The sequence below is a fragment of the Nocardia sp. CC213A genome (assembly GCF_030766805.1).
GTDB classification, from domain to species: domain Bacteria; phylum Actinomycetota; class Actinomycetes; order Mycobacteriales; family Mycobacteriaceae; genus Nocardia; species Nocardia otitidiscaviarum.
On the sequence record NZ_JASFXA010000023.1, the window covers coordinates 33698 to 59704 of the forward strand.

A 26007-nucleotide genomic window follows, 5' to 3' on the forward strand; every position below is an offset into this window, starting at 1 on the left:
GTCGAGGTGGGCCGCCGCGGATCAGCGCCCGGCACGCACGAGAACGCATGTTCACCTGCCGCATGTCGGCGGGTGATCCGCTTCCGCTGTGGCGCAGCAATATTCGTGACGTCCAGTCCTTTTCGGGCAGAGCCTGGCGGCGTCTGGTAGAACGAGGTGATCGGCCGACCGACCTCGGCCGGGACAGGGAGAGGACGCGGGTGGGACCGATCGACGGTGCCGAAGTGCGCAGCCTGGCCCGTCACTGGCGAAAAGCGCTGTCGGACACCAGCTTCGTACCCAGGTCGGCCGACGAGGTGGAAGACACGCTATCGGAGTGGGTGCGGCAGCTCGCGGCGGCGCTCGACCGGGAGGGCTTCGCTCCCGACACCGGATCCAAGGTCGGAATCGGCCTGGTGGAGATGGGCTACAGCGCACCCGTCGTCGTCACCCGCTCCGCCGCCGTGCTGAACCGACTACCCACCCTGCTGCACCGGTTGCCGGAGTACACCTATCGCGCCCGCCTGACCGAACTCATCGGCGGCCTGGGCACCGGATACGCCGACGCCCTGCGCGAGCGCACCCTCGCCGAGCAGGAGGCGATCATGCGCGGCATCGCCGAGGCCCGGCATGCCACCGCGGAAGCCTTGCAGGCCAGCGAGAAACGCTTCCGCGTCATCTTCGACAACGCTCCCGCCGCCATCGCCGTCGGTGACGTCTTCGGCCGGATCATCGACGCCAACGCCGCACTGTGCGCCATGCTGCGACTGCCGGTGCAACGCCTGCTCGGCACGGCCGTCCTGGACTATCTGCACCCCGACGACCTGCCCGACGTACAGGAGATGATCTACCGGGACCTGGTCACCTCCGGTGCCGGAACCGTCCGCTTCGAGAAGCGATTCCGCACCGCCGACGGCGAATGGCTGTGGGGCGCACTGGCGGTGACCTTCGTGACCGGTATCGGCGACGGCCAGGACTATCTGCTCGCCATCGGCGAGGATGTCACCGAGCGGCGACGCGTGCAGTCGGCGCTGCATCACCAGGCGCGGCACGATCCGCTCACGGGGCTGCCCAACCGGCTGCTGCTGGCCGAGGAGTTCGCCGCCGTCCGAGAACGCACCGCGACCGAACTGGTCGGCCTGTGCCTGCTGGATCTGGACGGCTTCAAACAGGTCAACGACCGCAACGGGCACGGCGTCGGCGACCGGCTGCTGATCGCGGTGGCCGAGCGGCTGCGCGAGCGGGCGGGCTGCCCCGGCCGGTTGCTGGTCCGGCTCGGCGGTGACGAGTTCGTCGTCTTGATCACCCCGCCGACGACCACCCCGGATGTGATCGCCACCGCGCACGCGCTGATCACCGCGCTGGCCGAACCGATCCCGCTCGACGACGAGGCGATCGCTGTCTCCGGCAGCGTGGGAGTCACTGTGCGCCGTACCGACTCCGGTGACCTCGACACCTTGATCGCCGCCGCCGACCGCGGCCTCTACCGCGCCAAATCCCGCCGGCGCGGCACCTGGACCCTCGACACCGATCCGATCACGACGACCGAAAGACGCGTATCCCCATGACCACGCTTCCCGACTGGGCCCCGCCCACCGTCGACCCCACCGTCCCGTGCGCGGCGCGCATCTACGACTACTGCGTCGGCGGCATGCACAATTTCGAGGTCGACCGCGAATTCGTGCGCCGTGGCTCGGTGCTGTGGCCGGAGCTGCCCTCGATCATGCGCGCCAACCGCGCCTTCCTGCGCCGCGCGACCCTGGAGCTGAGCCGTGCCGGGGTGCGGCAGTTCCTCGACATCGGTTCCGGCATCCCCACTTCCGGCAATGTGCACGAGGTCGTCCAGGCGCTCGACCCGGCCGCACGGGTCGCCTATGTGGACATCGACCCGGTCGCGGTGTCGATGAGCCGGTCGCTGCTGACCGACGTGCCGAATACCGTTGCGGTGCACGGCGATTTCCGCAGTATCGACGATATTCTCGCCGACCCGGATATCCGTGGACTGATCGACTTCGACCAGCCCGTGGCCGTACTGCTGGTGGCCATCCTGCATTTCATCCCCGACTCCGCCGACCCCGCCGGTTTGATCGCCCGCATCCGCGACGCCCTGCCGAAGGGCAGCTACCTGGCCCTGTCGCACTTCAGCAGCGACGGACCACCCGAGGCGGTGCGGGGCGTCATCGATATGACCCGCGCCACGCCCACCCCACTCCAGCTGCGCCCCTACGATCGGGTGCGCGCGCTGTTCGACGGATTCGAACTCCTCGAACCCGGTCTGGTGACTCTCGAGCGCTGGCGACCCGACACCGAGGAGCCCGCCGAACCGGCCACCAACCGCTTCCACGACTACGCGGGCGTCGGCATGACCCGGTGACCACGCCGACGTCGATGCCCGCGCACCGAATCGGTCACTCGTAGGCGACCTTCCAGCTCTTGATCGCGTTCAGCCAGCCCGAACGCAGCCGCACGGGTGGGGAGATCTCCCGCAGGTCGGGCATCACGTCGGCAATGGTGTCGAACATCAGGTCGATCTCCAGGCGGGCCAGATTGGCACCGGCGCAGTGATGATTGCCGGAGCCGCCGAAGGCGACGTGCGGATTGCGCTCACGCAGGATGTCGAACCGGAACGGGTCGTCGAACGCGGACTCGTCGAAATTGGCCGAGGCGTAGAACAATCCGATCCGGTCCCCCTTCGCGATGGGCTGGCCGCCGATCTCGGTGTCGCGCAGGGCGGTGCGCTGGATCGCCACCACGGGGGTCGCCCAGCGCACGATCTCGTCGGGCGCGGTGCGTGGACGCCGCGACCGGTAGATCTCCCACTGCTCCGGATGGTCGACGAACGCCTTCATGCCGTGGGTGATGGCATTGCGGGTGGTTTCGTTGCCGCCGACGATGAGCAGCACCACGAACCACGCGAACTCCTCCGAGGTCAGGCCAGCGCCGTCGACATCGGCCCGCAGCAGTGCGGTGGCGATATCGTCGGCCGGGCAGCCGCGCTTGCGCTCGGCGAGGTTCCACGCGTACCCCATGACCCCGGCGGTGGCCATCCGGTGATCACCCTCGTAGTCCGGATCGTCGTATCCCATCATCTGATTGGTCCACTCGAACAGCTGCGCGCGATCGTCCTGCGGTACGCCCAACAGCTCCGCGATAGCCTGCACCGGCAGCTCACTGGCGACCTGCTCGACGAAGTCGCCGCCCCCGGATGCCCTGGCCTCCCGCACGATTCGCTCGGCACGTGCTCGCAGCGCACCCCGCAGCGACTCCACCGCGCGCGGGGTGAATCCCCTGGCGATGATGCGCCGGTACCGAGTGTGCTTGGGCGGGTCCATATTCAGCAGCATCGCGCGCTGGATCTCGATCTCCGCGCGGGTCGCATCGCTGGGCTGCCGGATGACCGCGGTGTTCTCCTCGGCGGAGAACACCTCCGGGTTCCGCGAAATCTCCTTGATGTCCTCGAGTCTGGTGACGACCCAGTAGCCGCCGGTGTCGAATCCGCTGCTGGCGTCGGACTGCGGATTCCAGTACACCGGTGCGGTGCGGCGCAATTCGGCGAACTCCTCGACGGGCAGCCGCTGGGCGAGCAGGTCCGGATCGGTGAAATCGAAACCGGGGGGCAGAGACGGCACGGAACCTCCTGTGACACATGATCATCAGAAGTGAACCACGTCCAGTCCATACTGGCGCGTCGTGGTGTTCCCCGCGCCCAGCCCATGCCCGACGGGCGCGAGGTGGGCGCGGCGCTCCGGAACGTCACACAGATTCGGTACTTCGTCTGTTCAGTACTTCGTGATGGGATCGCCGGTCCCGGTGGTGATCAACTGGGGCAGGCTCTTGGTGATGTAGAAGTTCCAGCCGCCGTAGCAGGCTTCGTAGCACTCCGACGCGGCGTCGAGCCCCACATGGGTGAAGTGGAGGGTGGTGCCCTCCGGGGTGGCGGTGAGGTCGAAGACGACGTCGGTGCCGGTCCATTCGTCCTGGTCGGCGATGAAGGTGAGCACCGAGTCCACGACGTGCCACACCATGCGCTCGCCGGGCACGGCCTCGGTGATGCGGAATCGGCAGTAGCGGATGCCGGTCTTGTCGCGGACGGTCTCACCCGCGTACGCACTGTCGTCGGTGAAGATGAATTCGTCGTGCGGTGCGGCGGTGTCGCCGATGATGTTCTCGTTCCACCAGCCGCGCACGTCGGTGATGGCCGCGTAGACCTCGGCGGGGGTCCGGTCGACGGACATGGTGGCGGTCAGGTGCTGATTGTTCGACATTGTCGTTCCTCTCCATCGGGTGGTTTCGCCCCACCGACGAAGCGCGATGCACGGAATCGACATCGCCGCGAGAATTTTCTCGAGAATCTTGTCGAGACGCCGACGCGCTGGTCAGAGCCCACGCAGGCGGTCGGTGAGGTAGCGGCGCTCGGCATCCGTCGGTGCCAATGTCAACGCTTCCTCGTACGCCGCGGCCGCCGCATCGGCCCGGCCGTGCCGGCGCAGCAGATCGGCTCGGGTCGCGGGCAGCAGGTAGTAGCCCGCCAGACGACCGGACGCGGCGAGGTCGTCGACCAGGGCGAGACCAGCCGGAATGCCCTCGGACATGGCCACCGCCACCGCGCGGTTGAGGTCGACCACGGGCGAGGGAGCCAGACGCGCCAACTCGCCGTAGAGCAGCGCGATCTGCGCCCAGTCCGTGGCCGCGGCATCGGGTGCGGTGGCATGGCAGGCGGCGATCGCGGCCTGCACCTGATACGGCCCCGGACGCCGCAGGGTCAGCGCCTCGTCCAGAATCGCCACGCCTTCCGCGATCAGCCCGCGGTCCCACTGGGACCGATCTTGATCCTCCAACGTGACCAGCATGCCCTCGGCGGTGCGCTGTTCCCGGCGTGCCTCGTGCAGCAGCATCAGCGCCAGCAGGCCGCGCGTCTCGGGCTCGGTGGGCAGCAGTCGAGCCAGCATCCGGGCGAGATGGATACCCTCGGCCGTGAGCCCGCGCCGTCCGTCCTCGTCGCCGTAGCCCTGGTTGAAGATCAGATAGAGCACCGCCAGCACCGCGGGCAGCCGGTGCGGCAGCAGCTCCGCGGGTGGCACCCGATACGGGATACCGGCCTCGACGATCTTGCGTTTGGCGCGCACCAGACGCTGCGCCATGGTGGTCTCGGCGGTCAGCAACGCCCGCGCGATCTCGGCCGTGCTCAGACCCGCCAGCGTCCGCAGGGTGAGTGCGACCCGGGCCGGAAACGGCAGCGCCGGATGACAACACGTGAAGATCAGCCGCAGCCGTTCGTCCGGAATGGCCGCCGTGGACGGCTCGACCGGGTCCCGGATCAGCACGGCGAGCTGGCGCAGCTTCCTGTTCGCGGCCGTATCGCGGCGCAGCCGGTCGGTCGCACGGTTGCGCGCCGTCGTGGTGAGCCAGGCACCCGGGCGCTGCGGCACGCCGTCCCGCTCCCACGCCACCAGCGCCGCCGCGAAAGCGTCCTGCGCGCAGTCCTCGGCCAGCTCCCAATCCCCCGTCGCCCCGATCAGGGTCGCGACCACCTGCCCCCACTCGTCCCGATACGCCGCCGACACGGCGTCCCGAATCTCCTGCGGCGCAGTCATTCCCACACTGGCCGGACTTCGACGCACCCCCGGCTCGCGTACGGGTGCCGCGCCGCGATCTCGATCGCCTCGTCCAGGTCCGCACACTCGATGATGTCGATACCGCCGATGAAGTCCTTGGTCTCCGCGAACGGCCCATCGGACACCAGCGTCTCCCCGCCTCGCACGCGCACCGTCGTAGCATCGGCCACCGGCCGCAACCGCGCACCGCCCAGATTGCCACCGCGCCGCTCGACCTCCGCCGAGTACTCCGCGAACGCCGGATCCGCCGCGATCTCCGCCATGCTCGGCACGATCGTCTCGTCGTCACAGATCAGCAGGACGTACTTCATGGTCCCCACTATGCCGGGTCGGCCGTTCGCGATCCACCGCCCGGCTGTCGGACATCCGCCGCGTTTCCGGGCCGGATGGCCGATCTCGCGCAGCCGGTAGCGGTTCCGTCAGTGCGTGGGCGATCCGACGCCCGATGTCCGTCAGCAGGGTGGCCGTCAGGTCGGGATCCGCGGCGGTATCAGCGGTCGTGTGCTCGGCGAGGGTGTGTACCGCCGCGAAACCGGCTGCGTCCCAGGCGGTTCGAGCCAGTGTGCTGCGCCCGGCCACGGCGACGACGGGAATCGGGCGTGCCCGACGCGCGATCACGGTCGGGAGCTTGCCGTGCGCGGATTGCCCGTCGAGGCTGCCCTCGCCGGTGATCACCAGGTCGCTGTCGGGTAACCGACGGTCGAAGCCGAGCAGGTCGAGAAAGAAGTCGGCGCCCGAGATCAGCTCCGCACCGAGGAGCGCAGCCGCGAATCCGATCCCACCGGCGCTGCCCGCACCGGGCGCGACGGCCGCGGATCGAACCGGCCCGGGCGAGCTGGCGGCGGCCAGCGCTTCGACCATATTTCGCAGTCCCGCGTCGAGGCGACCGATCTCGGTCGCAGTGGCCCCCTTTTGCGGTCCGTAGACCGCCGCCGCTCCGTTCGGACCGGTCAGTGGGTTGGTGACGTCGCAGGCAGCAAGCAATTCGACGCCACCGAGTTCGACCGCGCCACCGACCTCGGCGCGGGCGATGTCGCCCAGCGTGCGCCCGCACGGTCGCAGTGGATGCCCGGCGCGGTCGTACCAGCGCACGCCGAGCGCGGTGAGCAGTCCCATGCCACCGTCGATGCCCGCGCTGCCGCCGAGCGCGAGCACGATACGGCGAGGCCGGTGCCGCAGGGCCTGCCGCAGCGCCTGTCCGAAGCCGAGACTCGAGCTGTCCAGCGGGGCGAGGCGACGGCACGGGAGCGTCGCCAGCCCGCAGGTGCCCGCCACCTCGATGAGCGCCGTGTCACCGCGCAGCGCGATCCGCCCGCGCGTGGGTAACCCGGTGGCCCCGGCCACGGTGATCGGACGCGATCCGAAGCCGGCGGCGAGTGCGGCGTCGACGCTGCCGTCACCACCGTCGGCGAGCGGCAACTCGGTCGCCCGCAGGCCCGCGGCGCGCACCCCGGCCGCCAGGCATCGGCTCACCTCGGCAGCGGACAGGCTGCCCTTGAACTTGTCGGGCGCGACGAGAATATGCACGGCATCCTTTCCAGGGTCAGTGGATGACGCGGATCAGCCAGGCCGCCGAGATCACCGTGGACACCCCGCCGATGCGCGTGGAGATCTGCGCGAACGGCATCAGGTTCATGCGCTGCGAGGCGGACAGAATCGCCACGTCGCCGGTGCCGCCGAGTCCGCTGTGACACACGGTGACCAGTGACGCGTCGATCGGGTACATCGCGATCACGCGCCCGACCAGGAATCCGGTCGCGGCCATGGCCAGCACGACGGCCGCGCACGCGAGCACATAGCCCGGTGACAGCACACCCATGACACTGGCCAGCGGCAGGTACAGCATGCCGAGACCGACCATGGTCGGGTAGATGAAGTAGCGCGAGATGATGCCGTAGACGGCCCGCGCGTCGGTCTCCGCCACCGCGGGGAAGACACCGAACAGCTTGCACAGCACCGACAGGATGATCACCAGCACCGGCGCGGGCAGACGCACCACATGTTCCAGCAGTGTGGCGAAGACGAACAGGCCCGTGATGGTGAGTACGCCGAACGCGTAGTTCGGTTCGCGGTCGCTCACCTCCGGCGGTCGCGTCACCAATGCCGCGTCCGGAGACTTCACCAGCTGCCCACCGCCGTCCAGGGCCGGTCGGCGATCGCCGAGCCGCCGCAGCGCTCCCGCCGTGATGATGGCGACGATATTCCCGATGATCGCGGCCGGAACGAGTTCGGCCACATAGCTTCCCGGTTCACCGCCGAGCGCGGAGGCGTAGGCCGACGACAGCGGGATGACCCCTTCACCGATCCCGCCGCCGATGATCGGCACCACGATGTAGAACAGTGCGCGATGGAAGTCGTAGCCGAACGCCATCGCCGTCCCGAGCCCGGCCGCGACCGCGACCGCGGTACCGGCGATCAGCGGCGGGAAGATGCGCACCAGCCCACCGACCATCAGCTGTCGGCTCATTCCCAGGATGCTGCCGACCACCAGGGTGCTGATCACGAAGTACAGCCAGTTCGCCTGCTTCATCAGCACCGTCACCGCGTCGAGGGTGTTCTGTTCGAAAGCGCCCAGGTACACCAGGATCGACGGCCCCATCAGGCAGACGAGTGCTCCCCCGCCGATTCTGGAGATGATGGGCAGGCGATTGCCGAGCGGCCCGAGCAGGGTGCCGAGGCCCACGATCACCGCCAGTCCGCCGATCATGTTCTCCGGCACCGCGTCGAATACGCCCGCGACGAGTACGAGGGCGGTCAACGCCACCGGAACGAGCAGCGGCACTCCGTCCAGGCGCGGCAGACCGCGCCGCAAGGTCCGGCCGGTCCTTTCCGTCAGGCTCATGTCAACCCGCCGCGTGTTCGAGCTGTGCGCAGATCGCCTTGCCCAGCGATTCGGTGGTTCCGGTGCCACCCATATCCGGCGTCAGTGCGGTATGTCCCTGTGCCAGGACGGATTCCACCGCGGCCAGAACCGCGGCCGCGGCGGCGTGTTCGCCGAAGTGGTCGAGCATCATCGCGCCGCTCCAGATCTGGCCGACCGGGTTGGCGATGCCCAGCCCGGCGATATCGGGCGCGGAACCGTGCACCGGTTCGAACAGGCTGGGAAAACGGTTCTCCGGATTGATATTTCCACTCGGAGCGATACCGATGGTGCCCGTACAGGCCGGAGCCAGATCGGAGAGGATGTCACCGAACAGGTTGCTCGCCACCACCACGTCGAACCAGTCCGGATGCAGCACGAAGTTCGCGGTGAGGATATCGATGTGGAACTTGTCGACCGCGACCTCCGGGAATTCGGCGGCGACAGCGGTGACGCGTTCGTCCCAGTACGGCATCGAGATGGAGATGCCATTGCTCTTGGTCGCCGAGGTCAGGTGCCTTCCCGGTCTGCGCTGGGCGAGTTCGAAGGCATAGCGCAGGATGCGGTCGACTCCGACGCGAGTCATCACGGTCTCCTGGACGACGGTCTCACGATCGGTGCCCTCGAAGATCCGGCCGCCGATGCTGGAGTACTCGCCCTCGGTGTTCTCGCGCACCACGTAGAAGTCGATCTCTCCCGGCACGCGCCCGGCCAGCGGGCTGGTGACGCCCGGCAGCAGGCGCACCGGGCGCAGACTCACGTACTGGTCGAAGTGGCGGCGGAATTGCAGCAGACTGCCCCACAGCGAAATGTGGTCGGGTACCACGTCCGGCCATCCGACCGCACCGAAGAAGATGGCGTCGAACCGCCGAAGTTCGTCGAACCAGCCGTCGGGCAACATTTTCCCGGTGGCCGTGTAATAGTCCGCATTCGCATAGTCGAAGTGCTCGAACTCGAGTCGGAAATCGAACTGGTGCGCCGCGGCACGTAGTACCCGAATTCCCTCCGGAACGACTTCCTTTCCGATGCCGTCACCGGGAATCGCCGCGATACGATAAATGTCACCCATCGTGGTGAATCTCCTTCACGCTGCCCACTTCCTACTATCTGTGGGGTGGATCACAACGGTAGGCTTCGATCTCTCGGCAACGAAAGCGCTGAACGCGCAAAAGACTCTTTCCGAATCGGAAACAAGGGAGGCCCGGTGCGCGGCGGACTCAGTGACGACATCCTGTTCTTCGACATCCTCGCCCGCTGTCGCAGCCTCACCGAGGCCGCGCGCGAGTTCGGCGTCTCGGTGTCCGCGGTGAGCAAACGCCTGGCCCAGATCGAGGCTCGGCTCGGCGTCGCCCTCATCCAACGATCCACCCGCCGACTGACTCTCACCCCCGAGGGCCGCCGCTACGCCGCCGGGGCCGCGGCGATCGCGGCACAGTTGGAAGAACTCGAGGATTCACTCTCCGAACAGCACGACGAATTACACGGACGCGTGCACCTCCGCTCCACCATCGGGCTCGGCCGGGCGCACATCGCCGCGCTGGTCGCCGAATTCGTCGCCGCCCATCCCGGGGTCCAGATCGATCTGGAGCTTTCCTCGGTGCCACTGAATATCGCTGGCACCGGATTCGATATCGATATCCATGTGGGCGCACTACATGATTCCCGGCTCACCGCGACCCGCCTGTGCCGCAATCGCCGCATCGTGTGCGCCGCACCCGACTACATACATCGATACGGCGCACCTGCCGAACTGTCCGAACTCGAGCGCCACAATTGCATAGTCCTGAAGGAGAACGACAGCGACTATGCGCTCTGGCGATTCGAGCCGGACGGGAAGGAGACCGGGATCCGCGTCGCGGGCAATCTCGTCAGCAATGACGGCGATGTCATCACCCGCTGGTGCCTCGAGGGGCGCGGCCTGATCATGCGTTCGCTGTGGCATGTGGCCCCGCTGCTGCGCCAAGGCGTGCTGACCCAGGTCCTGGCCGATATCCCGACACCCAGTGCCGATATCTACGCCGTCTTCGCCGCACCGCCCGCCCTCCCCCGACGCACCCGAGCCGTTATCGACCATCTGAAAAGCGGTCTGCGAGAACGCATCACGCTTCCGTAGCCCGCGGTCGAGGAGCAGGGATCGCCCCACCGGTGCGCGCCGCGAACCGGCAGTCGTCCGGGTCGCAATCACGGTGCAGCGCAACCACCGTCGACTCCTCGTACGGCCGCACGGTCGACGGGTCCAGCCCGCAATCGGCCAGTTCGAGGTTGCGCGGTGCCTCGTAGGTGAAACCCATAGCGGCTCACCTGCGCTCATGCTTGCCGGTAACGCGATGCCTGCCGTGCTCGACCGGCATCAGCACCCGATTGCGCCGCAACCGCCCGCAGCGAACCAGGATGGCCCGCGCCGCCGCCTTCGCCGCGCAGACGGTCACCGGATGCTCCCGGTGCAACGCCCACACCAGCCCGGCCTCCCGTTCGGTCCACCGGTCTTTCCCCGGTGCGGCACAGTCCTCGAACGATCTGTCCTCGACAACCAACATGATCAGCCTTCGCGTCTGGATGGAGGTGGGACCCCCGATGACCGGTACTGCCCGAACCCGAATCCTCTTCCGAGAGGGGCACACTCAGCACGATCCGAGCCGTGTTCGAGGGTTCGGAAGCTGGTCGGCGGGGTTCCCGGCCACCGGGGGTGGCTCCTTCCTACGCCCTCCGAGCGGCGTTTGGAAGATTTCATACTGCCAGTCGCAAGAATTTGTTCCACGATTCCAAAGCGACGCGCAGACTTGTTCCAAACTGCGACCACTTGCATAGTGAGGCTCAGGAAATGACTGGATCAACGGTGCCGCGCAGGATGCTCGGCCGCCAACTGAAGCGGCTGCGAGAGCAGTCCGGCGTATCCCCTTCAGCAGCAGCGAAAGCGATCGAGGTGTCCACACAGACGCTATGGCGCATGGAATCCGGTCAGCCGGGGCCGAAGCTCAAGGAGTTGTACATCGGGGTCCTCTGCCGAATGTACGGAGCGAGCAGCGAAGAGACACAAGCCCTGACCGGGCTGGTAGCCGAGGCGAAGAAGCCCGGGTGGTGGCACTCGTACAGTGACGCCATTCCAGCGCACTTCGACCTGTTCATCGGCATGGAGGAAGCAGCCAAGCGGCTGACAACTTTTCAGCTCACACTCGTGCCCGGGCTGATCCAGACTCCCGCATACCGACGTGCTGTGGCATGGATCGAACTCCCGAATCATCCGACGCCCGAGGTCGACCGACTCGTGGAGGTTCACGAGCGACGGCAGGCGAGGCTCCGGGACGATCGCGACCGGTTCAGCCTGGATGTCCTGCTCGCCGAATCCGCCTTGCACCACGAGGTGGGTGGTGCCGCGGTGATGGCCGGACAGCTTCGGCACCTCGCGGAGATCGGCAAGCTGACCAACGTTTCGGTGCGCGTGATACCCCAATCGGTCGGGAGCCACATCGGACTGATCACCGGATCGTTTGTGTTGCTGGAGTTTCCGCCGCATCCGACATCCCGGCTGACCGAGCCGCCCGTTGCCTACGTCCAGGGTTACACCGGTGCGCTGTACCTGGATCAACAGGCCGAGGTCGGTAAGTATCGTGACGCCGTTGCGCGGCTGGGGCAGGTAGCGTTGGATCGAGACAAGTCCAGGAGCCTGTTACTGGAGATGGCAAGGGAGTACGAGCAGCGTGAACGTTGATCTGTCCGGCGCAGCGTGGTTCAAGAGCACACGATCCGCAACCCAGGACACCTGCGTCGAGGCTGCACACCTGAGCGCTGGGCATGTAGGCGTCCGCGACAGCAAGAATCCCACCGGTCCGGCGCTGATCTTCTCCCCCGACGCATGGGACGTCTTCGTATCCGGTGTGAGGAACGGGGAATTCGATCGGCCCTGAACGGCCGAGACAAGCATCGACTCGACCTACGACGCCCGCCCGAGCGGGTGTGGGACCACCCGCACCACGCCCGAGGGTCTCGGCCGCTGGTTCGGTTCCGAGCCGAGGTCGCGGAGCTGCACCCCGTCGGCCTCCGCCACATCGTCCGGCTCCCGGACGCCTGATCCACTCCACGGTGGCCGACAGTGACCCAATCCCCGGCCGGTAGGCGAGGGCCGCGGCCCACCCGTCCCGGTCACGGGGATCAGCAGCGCCACCATCCCGCCGCAAGCAGGCGGAGGTGGACCGTGCTGGGGTGAACGCCGCGGTATCCGACCGCTCGCCAGCCGAATGGTCGACACCCGCGGTGTAATGCGGGGCCATTGGCGAATCGGCCGCTATCGTCAGCTGCGGCGCCGGGCAGGGGCGCGGGGCAGCTGAGAAGTCGCGCACTCGCCCGGTCACGGTGGACGGCCTGGCCGGTGCCGACGCTCCCGCACAGGATGGAGGCCCGGTTGCCGATATCGACCCGAATTATGGCCGAACGCTCGGCAATGACGACGACGCTGCACCAGCGCCCGACGGTTCCGGCCGAGTGCGAACGGCCACGGCACGACATCCCCACCGCCCTGCTGGCGCTCGCACTCCTCGCGGCGGCGGCGGTGCTGGTGTGGCACGTCTACGCCATTCCGATCGGCAATCCGTACTACGGCCTGTTCAGCAATGACGTCGACCGGTACGTCTACACCGCCGGTGGTGAGGCCATCCGTTACGGCGTGAGTCTCTACGACACGCCGGTTTTCTTCGATATGGAGTTCACCTATACGCCCTTCGCCGCGCTGTTGTTCGTGGTGTTCACACTGACCGCCCCGGCGGTGGCACAGGTGTTGTGGTGGGCAGCCATCATGGTCGCGCTGATCGCACTCGTCGCGGTCTGCCTGCGCGCGCTCGGCTACCGCGACACCGTGCGCACCTGGATTCTCGCGCTCGCGCTGGCGGTGGTGTGCACCGCGTTCGAACCGGTGCGTTCCACCATCTGGCTCGGGCAGATCAATATCTTCCTGGTGCTGCTGATCGTCTGGGATCTGACCCGCCCCGGCGGTGCCCGGCTGCGCGGTGCGGCCGTCGGCGTCGCGGCGGGCATCAAGCTCACCCCCGCGTTCTTCCTGGTATATCTCGCCTGCACCCGGCAGTGGCGCACCTTCTGGACCGCGACGGCCGCCTTCGCCGCGACGATAGCCATCGGGTTCCTGGTCCGGCCCACCGATTCCACCACCTACTGGGGCAGGCAGTTCAACGCACCCGCCCGCGTCGGCCCGGTCGATTCACCGGCCAATCAGTCGGTCAACGGATTCCTCGCGCAACTGCTGCGCTTCTACGATGTCGATCGCTATGCCGTGCACGGCCCCACCTCGACGGTGTACGCCCCGCCGACCTGGATGTGGTTGACCGTGGCCGTTCCGCTGGTCCTGTTCGGACTCTACGCCGCGGTGCGCGCCTACCGATCGGGCCGAATCCTGCTGTCGGTCACCGTGGCCGGAATGACCGCGGCCTGCGCGTCACCGTTCTCCTGGGGACACCACTGGGTCTGGTTCGCCGTCCTGTTCGTGATCGTTCTGCACCATGCCCACACCGGTCGCACCCGCTACCGCTGGCTGCCGTGCGTGACTGTCCTTCTCGCCAGCTTCTGCTGGTGGTGGAACTACCCGGACCGTCCACCGCTCGAGGACGCACCCCACCCCATCGGCATCGGGCTGTTCATGCTGCCCCGCGACGACCTACCCGCCTGGTGGGCCCACATCGCCGTGCCCTTCTACTCGGGCTGCTACCTGCTGCTGTTCCTGGCGACGGCCGTATACGTCATCCGGCACGTTCCCACCCACGCGCGGCGACCGCGGAACTCGCCCGCGGGGGGTTTCGATCACCGACCGCTCCGACCCGAAGGCTCACACTCGCTCGGGTGAACCGGTCAGCATCCATCCCACCGACCGGTCACTCCGAACCCAACCCCCGAACGTCAATCCCGGCCGTCGATGACTGCGGTCGGGGTGTGCTTGTGCGGGACACCCAGGCGGTGGAAGCCACGCAGGTCATAGGTGTGGGTGGCGACAGCCCCCAGGGCCACGCCGATGGCCAGACCCAGGACGGTCATCCAGAAGCCATGGGCCATACCGGATTCCAGCTTGCCGTCGAAGTAGAGCAGGGAGCGGACAGCCAAGAAGATCTGGTGCATGGGTTCGAAGGCGGCCAGATCGGCGATGAAGCGCGGGGTGGCTTCCACCGGCACGGTGCCGGAGGATGAGGGCAGGCCCAGGACCACGAAGACGATCATGTTGAGGACCAGGCCCGCGGTGCCGAAGGCGGCCAGCACCGCCAGCGCCGTCACCGCGACCGCCAGTACGGCGAGAGCGCCGTACAGGAAGATCGGCAACGGACGGTCGACCGGCATGTCCAGTAGCAGCGCCGCGCCGAGCAGTGCCCCGGATGCGAGGGGGGCGGTCAGGGCGGCGAGACCCCATTTGACGAGCAGGATGCGCCAGCGGCTCATCGGTAGCGGGGACCGGTGCAGATACCACGGACCGTACTCGGCCGGTGCGTAACCGTAGTGGGCATCGGTCATGGTGTGGATGATGACCGCGCCGATGAATCCGGCGAGCAGCAGCACCAGGGTGTAGAAGAAGGCCGACAGCCCGTGTCCCGCGCCGTCCGGCAGTGGGCGGTAGTCGGTGAACACCATCTCGATGGGCTGGTCCAGCAGCAGCCGCGAAGCGCCGCTGATCTCGGTCGGCGGTGCGCCCGGCGCAGGCCGCAACTTCTCCCCCACCAGATCGGTGAGCTGGGCGCCGACGGTGGCATTCACCTGGGTCAACGCGCGTTCGGCGATCATATTCGTGATCTGGGCAGCGAACGCGCCCGCGCGCTGGTTCACCAGCACGGTGATGATCGGCCGCTCCACGTCACCCGGCACCACCGCCGCCGCACCGAGGATCGCCAACCGCTTGGTGAAGTCGCTCGGAATGACGATGGCGCCGTAGATCTCCCCGGACCGCAGCTGCAGCTGCGCCTCGTTGATGCCGAGCAACCGCAGGTCGATCTGATCCGCGGGCACCGCGTCGACGATCCCCTCGGTGATCGAGTCGCCGACATTGGTCGGCGTTCCATCGAAGGTATCGCCGACGTCCTGATTCACCAGCGCGAGCGGAAAGTCGTGCAGATGCTTCTCCGGCGCGGAGGTGTAGCCGAGATACATGTAGCCGAACAGCGCCGCCAGCACGGTCACGATGGCGACGGGCGGCAGCAGTCCGCGCCGGGGCGGCGCGCTGTGGGCAGGGGGACGGCTCTGCTCGGCCGCCGAGGTGTCTGCGTCGTTCGTCATGATGGCTGTCAATGTAGGCAGCGACTACAAAGTAGTCAATGTCAACATTGCCGAATGTGTCGGACATCCCGCTCTACCATGTCCATCCGTACCCCCTACCACCGCGCCCACGGCCCGGCCCACCCGCGTCGGCTCGATACCCGGACACGCACGAGCTCCGGGGTCCACGGATGTTCCTCACCCTCCGCGCGCGACTCACCGGACTCCACCTCCCGCGTCACCCGATACCCCCGGGGAAGATCGGCGAGCGACAGCAACACCGACTCCGCGGTCCGCCGATCAGCCTGCGCGCCCGCGTCCTATGCGGGTGCCTGCGGTGTCGAGCAGGCAAGGACTCCTGTCGAGATCGAAACCCCCACGGCCCGCCGCCATGGTCACGCGGTTGAGTGGTTGCGGGCATCCGATGCCACCACTCCACGACACCGACGAGCATGGTCGCCAGCCCGAGCACGAGAAGGGTTAGGCCCCAACGGAATTCGACGTAGCGGTGGGGAAGTCCGAGCAGGTGTTGACGTACCCGGCGGCCCGGCGGCCCGGGCCGGTCGTTGTCCGCTATTCGTTGAGGCCACGAGTCACCCGGATCAACAGCTGTGCCGCAGCCGTGACCTGGTCATCGGACATGGCGAGCTGTCGCGTCTCCGGCCTGTCCCGTGAGTACTGCTGATTGATATCGAGATCGCCGATCCAGTGGCCGATATAGGTTTTGACGCTGAGATGGCCCGTTTCGCGCCTGTCGCTCAGTAGCACCGGTGCGCCGTAGCCGGGTTCCGGGTAGAGCTCGGTGAGATCGACATCGTCGGCCGAGCTGCCGGCCCGCTTCATGCTGACGAAGCCGGACAACTCCGAATCCGATTCGACTCGGCACACGACCAGCGGGGCCCCGTCCTCGGGCAGGGTGCGGTCGAGCGGCCAGTTCGAACGCTCGATACGTACCCCGACCGCTCCCAACCCGGCGAGGAAGTCCCGCACCGGCTCACACAACTCGCGCGAGGTATGCGCCCGCGTGGTGGTCGCCGCAGCCACCGTGCTCGTCGATGGCACCGTGGGCCGACCGATGTCCGGTGAGTCGTTGACTACCCCTGCACCCGTCAGCCCCGGCTCACCCGGGCTAGTCACCGTGGTCCACAATTGGGCCCACAAAACGCGAATGGTCGGAGGCGGGGAACCGCCTCCGACCTGGTCGGGCTGACAGGATTTGAACCTGCGACCACTTGACCCCCAGTCAAGTGCGCTACCAAGCTGCGCCACAGCCCGTCGCACCCGCTTGCGGGTGCTCGACGAGATTACCTCACCACCCCCCTCGGGGACCAAATCGCGAGAACAGCCCGCGTCCGGGGGCGTGGGTCCGGGACGGGCGGTCGGGAAGAAGCCGGGCTTCTTCCCGACAACCGACCAGTGGGTCAGGAGCTGCGGCCACTGTGGCTGTGCTGGCCGCCGCGCTGCTTGGCCTCGGTGGGCTGGGCCCGCGCGCCCTTGCGGCCGGCCTCGTGCGGATCGGCGGCGTTCTTGCCGCCGAAGCTGCCGGTGCTGGCCTGGCCGCCCTTGCGAGCCTGCTCCTCCGTGTCTTTTCGGTTCCCGAACTGGCCGGGATTCTTCGGATCCGCCATCGCAATTCCTTCCGTGCGTCGGTCGTTGCTTCGGGACGGACCGCATCGCGGCCCTGTCGACGCACTACCCGGCTGGCGGTGGAGTAACCCGAGGTCGGCGGAACTTCGTCGGCACGCCCGGTTGGCCTGCGGCAATGGGCGAAAATCACTCCGCCGCAACGTCCAGCGCGCCCGCGAGGGTCCGCCACGCCGGTTCCAGTTGGGCCGCGAAATCCGGCCAGGCGTGCAGACCGGCCGGTGCGTAGTGCACGGTCGCGGGGATCCCCAACTGCGCCAGGCGCTGCGCGAAGCGTTCGGTGCAGCTGCGCGCACCGGCCTCCAGGGCCACACCGCCACCGGCCTTGCTCAGGGCGTCGGCGATATCCGGGGCCTGGGCGAGGGCGATGAGATTCGCGGGGCCGGGTACGCCGCTGGCGACCGACAGGTGGATGGTGGTTCCGCGCAGCGCCTCCGCGCCGAGCAGGCTGTCGTGCGCCAGCCAGTCCGGGGAGTTCGGCGGGCCCCAGAGGTTGTCCACATTGCCGCCGCGGGAGCCCACGGTGATGCGGGTGATGGCGCGACCCAGCTCGTCGGCGGTGGAGTAGCAGCCGCTCAGTCCGGCTACGGCACGATAGCGGCCGGGATGGCGTCCGGCGATCATCATCGCGCCCTGTGCGCCCATGGAGACGCCCGCGATGGCGCGGTGACCGTTGCCGTGCAGGTAATCCTCCACGATGGGCGGCAGCTCCTCGGTCAGGAAGGTCTCCCAGCGGTTGAGTCCGAGCGTCGCGTCGTAGTGGTGCCAGTCGGTGTACATGCTGCCCATGCCGCCGCTGGTGAGCACCACGTCGACCGGCTTGTCGGCGAAGAACTCCCGCGCGCCGCCCTGGGTGATCCAGTCGGACGTGGCCTCGGCCTCCACGCCGTCGAGCAGGTACAGGGTGGGCCGGGGCGCGGTCCCCGCACCGCGCAGCACATCCACCGGCACCACGCGGCGCATGGATTCGGAGACGATATGCAGTCGCTCCCAACGATTTCCGCGCACCTCGGTGTCTACCAGCTCGGTGCGCAGCACGGTGGGATCGGCGACCTCCACCGGGTCCGGCCACACCATCGGCGCCGCGATCACCGGGGCGACCGCCAGGGCCGCCGCCACCATCGCCGTGCCGATACTCGCGCGCACGGCTCAGCCCACCGCCGCCGCGGCCCGGGCCAGCGCCCGGTCGCGCTGTTCCTCGAAGCGGCGGGCCTTCACCTCGAGATCCTCGAGGTAGGCGTGCAGTTCCTCGCGGGCGCGTTCGCCCTCACCCGACAGGTCGCTGCGGTCGAAGACACGCCAGGTGCGCAGCACCGGTCGCAGCACCGAGTCCAGGTGCTGGCGCAGATCGTAGATGCCGTTCTTGGCGAGCAGCACCGCGTTGCGCCGGAAACCCGGCTGGGTCAGGCCGGGCATCTGGAATCGGGTCACCACGTCGGTGATGGCGCGCAACATCTGATCGGGCGTGAGATCCAATGCGGCGGAGCCGATGCGGCGGTAGAAGATCATGTGCAGGTTCTCGTCGGTGGCGATACGGGACAGCATGCGCTCGGCGACCGGTTCGGCGCAAGCGATTCCGGTATTGCGATGACTGATACGGGTCGCCAATTCCTGCAATGTCACGTATGCGACACCGCTGAGGAACTGTGAAATCTGTTCGGGACTGGATATTCCGGTGGTCATATGCGCCATGCGCGCACTCTCCAAGGCGACCGGATCGACGGCCCGGGTGACCACCAGATAGTCGCGCATGACGATGGCGTGCCGATTCTCCTCGGCGGTCCACCGCCCCACCCAGGTACCCCACGCGCCGTCCATCCCGAGGGTGTCCGTGATCTCACGGTGATAGGACGGCAGATTGTCCTCGGTGAGCAGATTCGTCACCATGGCGGCACGGGCCACCTCGGACAGCGAGGATTGTTCCGGCTCCCAGTCGATTCCGCCCATGGCCGCGAAGTTACGGCCCTCGTCCCAGGGTACGTAGTCGTGCGGATTCCAGTTCTCGGCATGCCGCAGATGTTCGTTCAGATGCCGCTCGGCCACGGGCTCCAATTCCAACAGGATTTCACGATCGGTCAGTGCGGTGAACAACACGTACTCCTCAGACGGTGGGAATATTTCGATTCGTCAGCAGGTTCCGGTGGCCGTTTCCCCGCGGAAACGGGCGTCGATCCAGGTCAGCACGTGCGGCAGCCCGAGCACGGCGGCGGTCAGATGGTCGGGGACCGGCACGGTCAGCGATTGCACCGTCACGCCCGCCGCACACCACCGTCGCACGGTATTGTCGATCGCGTCCACCGGCACCAATCCGTCGATGGGCGAATGCCATTCGAAGATCGGCATATTCGGTGTGCCGTCGTAGAGTTCGAGACTGTTCTCCTCCACCACGGCACGCGCCTCGCGGTCATCGATCATGGAGGTACTGGCGGCGAAATCGAGTGCACCACGCCCGGCGCCCGCGGCGAGCAGGTCGTTGGTGCAACTATTGGCGATCTGCTGCCGCACCAGCATGCCGCGATCGTTGAATTGGGAGCTGATCGGGAAGCGGCGCGGGTATTCGCGTTCCAGCCCGAGCCCGGCCGCCAGGGCGAGACCGAAGACCGGATGCGCGCCGAGACCGAGGCTTTCCAGCATCTTCACCAGATTCATGGGCACCCCGCCCGCGGCGGCGCCGTCGATCCGCAATTCGGGCGCATAGGTTTTCGCCAGTGCCGCCGCCCAGGCCGTCGCCATGCCGCCACCGGAGTAGCCCGCCATCACCACCGGACTGCCGGCGAGCCGGAACTGCTCCACCCGCTGGACCGCCCGAATGCCGTCCAACGTGATCAAACCGCCCAGTTTCGCCGCGCCGTAGGCGAAGTTCGGCCCGAGGTGGTCGGGCATGGCGATGCTCCACCCTCGGCGCAGTGCGAAGTTGTAGGCCGGGGCCTCGCGCACCATGAGATTCGGGTCGTCGGTGTAGAGCACCCGCGACACCGAGCACTGCGCGCCGAGGCCGTTGATGATGTGCTGATACGACAGCAGTGGACCGTCGATGTCGCGGTGGTGTGGAGTCAGCACCGTGGTGACCGCAGCGATGGGATCGCCGGCGGAATTCGTGGAACGGAACTTCACCAGGGTGATATCGGTATCCGGAAAGATCGGCAACGCCGGCATGGGTCGTATGTACAGCACATCGCCGGGTGCGTACTCGGCGATATCCACGGGTTGTGCGTAGAACGGATCCGGATCTGGTGCGGGATAAACCGGCCGGGCCTGCGCCGCCGGTGCGAGTACCGCCACCAGCAATCCGGCCGTGAGCGCCACGGCCGCGCGCGACCAACTCCGAACTCTTCCTTTCCGTGCGTGCCGACGCATATCCCGACTGCCCTTCGTCCACCCGCGAACCATGTCGGGAGAGGCTATTCAGTCGAGCGACCGAAAGCAGCAGTCGATCGGAATCTCCTGATATCTCACAAGTTTCGGGCAGTACCGATGGTGATCGGGCTGTGATGTGTCCAGCCCGGGCGTTCTCGCCGAAATCCGCGCGGACGCCGTTGTGAAGTGTCACAGTGGCAGTGTGCCGGGCACCGACAATCCGACAGATCAGCCCGAAACCTACCGCCGACACCGGGGGCATGGTTAGTGTTATCCAGCCGCACAGGTAGTTTGACGCGGAAGGAGTCAGCCATGCCCGTCGACAGCACCGAAAGGCCGGGTCTCACCTTTTCCGGGAGACCGATGTCCTCGCCACTCAAGGACGTCTGGGCGCTATCCCGGCAGATGGTGGGCCACTTCGTCGAGAACGTCGCACCGTGCGGAACCCTGCCCGGGGACGCCATCTACGGCGATGTCACCACCATTACCCGCACCTGCCTGGAAATCGCCGTCAGCATGCTGGACGGTCGAGATATTCCCGCCAAAACCGAGCGGCTGCACGAGGCCGCCGCACAGTGGGCGCGCGAGGGAGTACCCATCGACACCATCCATCACGCCATCCACGAGGGATTCAAGATCGGATTCGATCTGGTGGTCTCCGCCGCCACCGCACGCTATCGCGGCGACGGCGAATTGCGGCTGTCCCCGGGCGATTACGACAACCTCATCGACGGGGCCAAGCTGGTGGTGGAGATGCTGGATCGGATGACCTCCACCGTCTCACTGGCGTACGTACGCGAATTGCGTTCCGTCGTCAGCGAGCACCACACCGCCGTGCACACCCTGACCTCGGCGCTGCTCGGCGGCCATCCCACCTCCACCATGGCGCGCGAATGCGGTATCGAGATCGCCGAGTCGTATTCGGTACTGGCGCTGACGATCCCACCGCATCCCGAGGAATCCGATCCCACCCTGGACGGCAAGGTGGTCGCGCGTCGCAAGCTGCGCCGGGTACAGGCCGAACTCGCCACGCGCTGCGCGGATGCCGCACTGTCGCTGCTCAGCGTCGACGGCGGCACCATCCTCATCCCGGTGACGGCCAAGCGGCCCGAGGAGCTGGACGACCTGGTCACCGATCTCTCGCGCGCCGCGCGGGTGCCGATCACGGCCACCACGGTCAGCGCGACGCCGCCGGAGATTCCCACCGCCGCCGAACAGGCGCACGACCTGCTCGATATGGTGCACCGCCTGCACTGCGTGCGCGGCCTGTACCGCTTCGACGATCTGGCTCTGGAATACCAGCTCACCCGGCCGGGTCCCGGTCGCGAGTATCTCGGCTCGCTGCTCGATCGACTGGACGAACACCCGGAACTGCTGGAAACCCTGCAACGGCATATCGCCAACAACCTCAACCGGCAGCGCACGGCGCGCGTGCTGCATGTGCACACCAATACGGTGGACTACCGGCTCAAGCGCATCGCCCAGCTGACCGGATTCGACCCGACCCAGGCATCGGGCCTGTGGTACCTGCGTTCGGCCCTGGTGGCCCGGAGTTACCGCACCACCGCCTGACTCGCTCGGGAGCTCCCGGGGCAATCCGGGTGCTACCCGTCACTGTGTAACCGCCGCTGTGCGGCAGGCCACTAGAAAGCGCTAGGGCACAGCGCTTTTGCCGCCAACCTTCACTGTCTTGTTACAGCTGTGCACGGTGCCGAAACGTCGGTCGGCGACCGTGGTGAACATGAAGCGAACCGATGTCCTGGCCTGTGAGGTATGCGGACGTCTGCCGCATCCGCACCGCACCCGCCTGGCGCTGGCCAAGCTGGCGGCGGTGTTCCCGGTGGAGCTGGCGCTGCACGCCCTCGTCGTTCACTACCATCTGCCGTATCTCGCAACGGTTCTGGTGCTGACCGTCACCACCACCATCCTGGTCATCTGGGTGGTCGAACCCTCGGCCATGCGCATGCTCGGCTCCTGGCTGCACGGCCCGGAGCTGCGGCACCGCGACCATGTGTGCCGCGCCGACTATCTGTGGCGGATCCGCGTCCGCATCGACGACTCCCCCGGCCGCCTCGAATCGCTGGCCAAACATCTGGCCAACCGCCGCGCCAACATCCTCACCGTGCACGTGCACCATCTGGAGAACGGCGTCCTGGACGAGTTGGTGGTGTCCACTCCCGCCGATGTCACCACCCACACCCTGGAGACGGCCGTGATGCGCGCGGGCGGCACGGTGGTCGGCATCTGGCCCGCACCGGCTCTCGCACTCGTCGACGGCCAGACCAAGGCGCTCACCCTGGCCACCCGGCTCGCCGCCGATCCCGACGAACTCCCGCTGGTGATCGCCGAACTGCTCGGCGCGCAGTACGTCACGGGCACATCCGTATCCCGCACCCCCGGCGTCACCCTGGAGATCGACACCCACCCGGAGCTGCCCATGACCTTCGTCCGCGCCGGTGAGCCGTTCACCCCGGCGGAGATCGCCCGCGCTCACCGCCTCACCGACCTCGCATTACTGGTCACCCACCAGCGCTGATACCGCCAACCATTGACTGATACTGCGCGTAACACTTAACGTGGGGGTGTGGTGCCGCAGGCACCCGTCGGAAAGGAGGACAACGGTGTCCACAATCACCGATGCGCAGTCGGACCCGGTGGCGGATCAGGCCGCCGAGTACGCGCGCGCACTCTTGCTGCTGTCGGAGGGGTCGGTGGACCGGCACTTCGATCCGTTCCACGATATCGATTGGGACAACCCCGATTTCGATCCCGACACCGGTCCCGAACGCTGGACGCTGCCCGCGATCGGCGATCTGCTCGGCGCGCACCCCTGGTATCGGGCGCTGCCGCTGGAGCGGCGCATCGCCATCGGCAAATACCGCCAGGCCAATGTCGCCAAGGTCGGGTTGCAGTTCGAATCGCTGCTGATCAGCGGCATGGTGCAGCACACCTTCTCGCTGCCCAACGGCTCCCCGGAATTCCGGTACTGCTCCCACGAGATGATCGAGGAGCACAATCACACCCTCATGTTCCAGGAGATGGTGAACCGGATCGGCATCGACGTGCCCGGAATGGGGCCGCTGGTGCGACAGGTACGCCATATCGTGGTGCCGATGGCGGTGTTCTTCCCGAACCTGTTCTTCATGGCGGTGCTGGCCGGCGAGGAACCGATCGACCACATCCAGAAGCAGGTGCTGCGGTCCGGGCAGGAGGTGCACCCGATCATGCGCGGCGTCATGGCCATACATGTGGCCGAGGAGGCACGCCATATCTCCTTCGCCCACGAGTTCCTGGAACACCATGTGCCGGAAGCCAATCCGGTGAACAGGTTCGTCTTGTCGCTGGCCATGCCGATCGTCATGCGGATCGCCGGGCGGGCGATCGTCACACCGCCGCGCGCCTTCTTCGACGAGTTCGACATTCCCGACCGCGTGCGCAAGGAGCTGTTCTACGGATCGCCGGAGGCCAAGCAGACCTTCGCCGACTACTTCGTGGACGTACGGGCGCTGGCCAAGCGCATCGGACTGATGAACCCGGTGGCCAAGCGGGTGTGGAAACTCCTCGATATCGACGGCCCCACCAGCCGTTACCGCTCCGAACCGCTGCGCGCGGGCGTGAGCAAGGTGGCCTGACTCACCGGCAGGTCACCGCGAAAGCGGACAGTTCGACCCTCGGATGGTCGGCGGCGAGGCAGCTCACCGCCGCACCGTCCAGGGTGCCGGTGCCGAATTCCATGGCGACACTGCCGATCACACCCGTGTTGCGGGAGTCGATGAGCCTACCCCGCACCCCGGAGACCGAGGTGCGGTCGATGCTCCCGCGCACCACGTCGGTATCGCCGACATTGACGATCGCCAGCCCGTTGGCCGCCGCACCGGTGACCGTCGTGTCCCGGATGTCGAAGGTGAGTTGCGCCGTCGCGGGTTCCGGGCCGGTGGGCGTATAGCTGATGAGCCCGATGCCGTCGGCGCTGCAATCGCCGAACCGCGAGTCGGTGACCTCGAGGTGGGTGCTGCCGGTGCGGCCGAAATTGGTCGTCACCAGGCAACTGCCGAGGTTGGCCGGAATCACCGGATTGAGCACCGCCGCCGGGAAGGTGGAGTGGAAGGCGCTGACATTGTTCAGGGACAGCGACTGCCGCGCCCCTTCGGTGCTGAGGTTGTAGCTCTCGATGATGTCGCCGCGCACATGCTCGAAGGTGCTGTTGCTGACCGTCACCCGACTCTGCGGGGTGCCGTTGGTGGTGACGTACTCCAGACCGTTGGCGGAGAAATTGCCGTGGCCGTCCCGGAACTCGTTGCGGTCCACCGTGACATCCATGACGGCCCGGCCCATGGGGTTGATGAACAGCCCTTCGCTGTCGGCCAGGTGATTGAGCGGCGACGACAGCGGGGCGATGCCGATCTGCTGGTTGCCCACCAGTTCGGCGGTCAGGCGCGCGGTGTCACCGGCCTGAAGCCCGAGGGCGAGGACCGACAGTTTGGCCAAGCCGAGGTTGATATCCCGGATGGCGTTGTCGCGCAACCGGGCGTCGACCACGCTGGTGCCGTGCGCGCGAATGTCGATGCCGTCGCCACAGGCGGTGTCGTGCACGATATTTCCCTCGATCCGGATGGTGCCGGTCGCCGCGGAGAAGTCGGCCATGATGGCCGCCCAGCCGTTGTTGAGGATGATGAACTCCGGCAGCGGGTCCGCCGCCACGCCCACCGCGATGCCGGGCGGCAGGGTGAACGGCCCGATCATGAAGCCGTCGGCGCACCGCCGGTTGGTCCCGGTGACCCGATTACCGCTGATCACGGCGTCCGCGGCATCGTGCCCGTAGATGCCGCCGCGTTGCGCGCCGTCGATGACCAGATTGCGGACCTGGGCCCCCGGGGCCAGCCGCACCGCGTCGCCGTCGTTGTCACCGGTGGTGTTGGTGAGCCGTGGCAGTTCGGCCCCGTCGGGCGCACCGATGACCTCCGCTCCCCCGCCCACCAGCCGCTGCCCGGGCTTGAGCGCGATGCCGCCGTCCAGGGCCGCGGCCGCGGGCTGGATCACGATGGTGTCGCCCGCGCGGGAGGCCGCTGCGGCCCGAGCCAGGCTCTCGAAGGGCGCGCCCGCCTCCCCCGACCCACCGGGCGTGGCTCCCGCGCGCACATACCAGGTCATCGAATCCGGTTGTGCCCGAGCGATTCCCGTCGCGGCGGCGACACAGGCGAGCAGGGCGACCAGCGGAGCCGCCATGCGGGCGGTGCTGCGGCGGGTGTGTTCGTTGCTGATCATGACACTCCGGATTCGGCACAGGAATTGTCCATACCCTGCCAGTTCGGT

25 protein-coding genes and 1 tRNA gene are annotated in these 26007 nt (G+C 67.4%); 9 read left to right on the forward strand and 17 right to left on the reverse strand.

Annotated elements, in window-relative coordinates:
* Positions 1-200: 200 nt before the first annotated feature.
* A complete protein-coding gene (locus QJS31_RS31540) occupies positions 201-1547 on the forward strand; it encodes a diguanylate cyclase domain-containing protein (protein ID WP_282777979.1) in 1347 nt (448 codons plus the stop codon).
* Entirely contained in the window at positions 1544-2353 is an 810-nt protein-coding gene (locus tag QJS31_RS31545) for an SAM-dependent methyltransferase (protein WP_282777981.1), read from the forward strand. The genes QJS31_RS31540 and QJS31_RS31545 overlap by 4 nt, the downstream gene beginning before the upstream one ends.
* A gap of 34 nt (positions 2354-2387) precedes the next feature.
* Here the strand turns inward: QJS31_RS31545 and QJS31_RS31550 are convergent, their stop codons facing one another.
* The 7 genes from QJS31_RS31550 to QJS31_RS31580 all read right to left on the reverse strand — a co-directional run bounded on the left by QJS31_RS31550 (position 2388) and on the right by QJS31_RS31580 (position 9523).
* A complete protein-coding gene (locus QJS31_RS31550; RefSeq protein WP_282777983.1) occupies positions 2388-3608 on the reverse strand; it encodes a cytochrome P450 in 1221 nt (406 codons plus the stop codon).
* A 150-nt stretch (positions 3609-3758) separates the two neighbouring features.
* Positions 3759-4244, reverse strand: a complete 486-nt coding sequence (locus tag QJS31_RS31555; RefSeq protein WP_282777985.1) for an SRPBCC domain-containing protein — start codon at positions 4242-4244, stop codon at positions 3759-3761.
* A 111-nt stretch (positions 4245-4355) separates the two neighbouring features.
* Positions 4356-5573 carry an RNA polymerase sigma factor gene (locus tag QJS31_RS31560; RefSeq protein ID WP_306358437.1) on the reverse strand — a complete coding sequence of 406 codons (1218 nt, stop codon included), beginning with the start codon at positions 5571-5573 and terminating at the stop codon, positions 4356-4358.
* A complete protein-coding gene (locus QJS31_RS31565; protein WP_282777988.1) occupies positions 5570-5905 on the reverse strand; it encodes a YciI family protein in 336 nt (111 codons plus the stop codon). Before QJS31_RS31565 ends, QJS31_RS31560 begins: the two co-directional genes overlap by 4 nt.
* Positions 5880-7121 (reverse strand): glycerate kinase, encoded by a 1242-nt coding sequence (locus QJS31_RS31570; protein WP_282777990.1) that lies wholly within the window; start codon positions 7119-7121, stop codon positions 5880-5882. Before QJS31_RS31570 ends, QJS31_RS31565 begins: the two co-directional genes overlap by 26 nt.
* A gap of 16 nt (positions 7122-7137) precedes the next feature.
* Positions 7138-8436, reverse strand: coding sequence for a 2-hydroxycarboxylate transporter family protein (locus QJS31_RS31575; RefSeq protein ID WP_282777992.1), 1299 nt, complete (start codon positions 8434-8436; stop codon positions 7138-7140).
* 1 nt (position 8437) lies between these two features.
* Positions 8438-9523: a tartrate dehydrogenase gene (locus QJS31_RS31580; protein ID WP_306358438.1), complete on the reverse strand. Its 1086-nt coding sequence runs from the start codon at positions 9521-9523 to the stop codon at positions 8438-8440.
* A 135-nt stretch (positions 9524-9658) separates the two neighbouring features.
* On the opposite strand from QJS31_RS31580, the gene QJS31_RS31585 reads away from it, so the two are divergent.
* A complete protein-coding gene (locus QJS31_RS31585) occupies positions 9659-10567 on the forward strand; it encodes a LysR family transcriptional regulator (protein ID WP_282777996.1) in 909 nt (302 codons plus the stop codon).
* Here QJS31_RS31585 and QJS31_RS31590 read toward each other — a convergent pair.
* Together QJS31_RS31590 and QJS31_RS31595 are read right to left on the reverse strand one after the other, a co-directional pair.
* A complete protein-coding gene (locus QJS31_RS31590; RefSeq protein WP_306358439.1) occupies positions 10554-10745 on the reverse strand; it encodes a hypothetical protein in 192 nt (63 codons plus the stop codon). The two genes, QJS31_RS31585 and QJS31_RS31590, sit on opposite strands and share 14 nt — an antisense overlap.
* Positions 10746-10751: 6 nt before the next feature.
* On the reverse strand, positions 10752-10991 hold the full coding sequence (locus tag QJS31_RS31595) for a hypothetical protein (protein WP_039818700.1): 240 nt from the start codon (positions 10989-10991) through the stop codon (positions 10752-10754).
* Between the two features lie 284 nt (positions 10992-11275).
* Here QJS31_RS31595 and QJS31_RS31600 point away from each other — a divergent pair, with 284 nt between their 5' ends.
* From QJS31_RS31600 to QJS31_RS31610, 3 genes are all read left to right on the forward strand, one after another.
* Positions 11276-12163, forward strand: coding sequence for a helix-turn-helix transcriptional regulator (locus QJS31_RS31600; RefSeq protein ID WP_282778000.1), 888 nt, complete (start codon positions 11276-11278; stop codon positions 12161-12163).
* Entirely contained in the window at positions 12153-12359 is a 207-nt protein-coding gene (locus QJS31_RS31605; protein WP_306358440.1) for a DUF397 domain-containing protein, read from the forward strand. Before QJS31_RS31600 ends, QJS31_RS31605 begins: the two co-directional genes overlap by 11 nt.
* A gap of 533 nt (positions 12360-12892) precedes the next feature.
* On the forward strand, positions 12893-14302 hold the full coding sequence (locus QJS31_RS31610) for a glycosyltransferase 87 family protein (protein WP_306358441.1): 1410 nt from the start codon (positions 12893-12895) through the stop codon (positions 14300-14302).
* Between the two features lie 53 nt (positions 14303-14355).
* On the opposite strand, the gene QJS31_RS31615 is transcribed toward QJS31_RS31610, so the two are convergent.
* The 7 genes from QJS31_RS31615 to QJS31_RS31645 all read right to left on the reverse strand — a co-directional run bounded on the left by QJS31_RS31615 (position 14356) and on the right by QJS31_RS31645 (position 20694).
* A complete protein-coding gene (locus QJS31_RS31615; protein WP_306358442.1) occupies positions 14356-15714 on the reverse strand; it encodes a YhgE/Pip domain-containing protein in 1359 nt (452 codons plus the stop codon).
* Positions 15715-16266: 552 nt separating this feature from the next.
* Entirely contained in the window at positions 16267-16737 is a 471-nt protein-coding gene (locus tag QJS31_RS31620; RefSeq protein WP_306358443.1) for a hypothetical protein, read from the reverse strand.
* Positions 16738-16891: 154 nt separating this feature from the next.
* Positions 16892-16968 (reverse strand) — tRNA-Pro (locus QJS31_RS31625).
* 146 nt (positions 16969-17114) lie between these two features.
* Positions 17115-17321 (reverse strand): hypothetical protein, encoded by a 207-nt coding sequence (locus tag QJS31_RS31630; protein ID WP_306358444.1) that lies wholly within the window; start codon positions 17319-17321, stop codon positions 17115-17117.
* Positions 17322-17466: 145 nt separating this feature from the next.
* Positions 17467-18483 carry an alpha/beta hydrolase family protein gene (locus tag QJS31_RS31635; protein ID WP_282782966.1) on the reverse strand — a complete coding sequence of 339 codons (1017 nt, stop codon included), beginning with the start codon at positions 18481-18483 and terminating at the stop codon, positions 17467-17469.
* 3 nt (positions 18484-18486) lie between these two features.
* Positions 18487-19428, reverse strand: coding sequence for an acyl-ACP desaturase (locus QJS31_RS31640; protein ID WP_282782980.1), 942 nt, complete (start codon positions 19426-19428; stop codon positions 18487-18489).
* 36 nt (positions 19429-19464) lie between these two features.
* Positions 19465-20694, reverse strand: a complete 1230-nt coding sequence (locus QJS31_RS31645; RefSeq protein WP_306358474.1) for a lipase family protein — start codon at positions 20692-20694, stop codon at positions 19465-19467.
* A gap of 363 nt (positions 20695-21057) precedes the next feature.
* Here QJS31_RS31645 and QJS31_RS31650 point away from each other — a divergent pair, with 363 nt between their 5' ends.
* The 3 genes from QJS31_RS31650 (at position 21058) to QJS31_RS31660 (ending at position 24326) form a co-directional block, all read left to right on the forward strand.
* Complete coding sequence (locus tag QJS31_RS31650) at positions 21058-22266, forward strand: CdaR family transcriptional regulator (RefSeq protein WP_228807673.1); 1209 nt, start codon at positions 21058-21060, stop codon at positions 22264-22266.
* A gap of 169 nt (positions 22267-22435) precedes the next feature.
* Positions 22436-23230, forward strand: coding sequence for an amino acid-binding protein (locus QJS31_RS31655; RefSeq protein WP_282782969.1), 795 nt, complete (start codon positions 22436-22438; stop codon positions 23228-23230).
* An 85-nt stretch (positions 23231-23315) separates the two neighbouring features.
* Positions 23316-24326 carry a diiron oxygenase gene (locus QJS31_RS31660; protein ID WP_372341709.1) on the forward strand — a complete coding sequence of 337 codons (1011 nt, stop codon included), beginning with the start codon at positions 23316-23318 and terminating at the stop codon, positions 24324-24326.
* 1 nt (position 24327) lies between these two features.
* On the opposite strand, the gene QJS31_RS31665 is transcribed toward QJS31_RS31660, so the two are convergent.
* Positions 24328-25959 carry a hypothetical protein gene (locus QJS31_RS31665; RefSeq protein WP_282782971.1) on the reverse strand — a complete coding sequence of 544 codons (1632 nt, stop codon included), beginning with the start codon at positions 25957-25959 and terminating at the stop codon, positions 24328-24330.
* Positions 25960-26007: the final 48 nt, after the last annotated feature.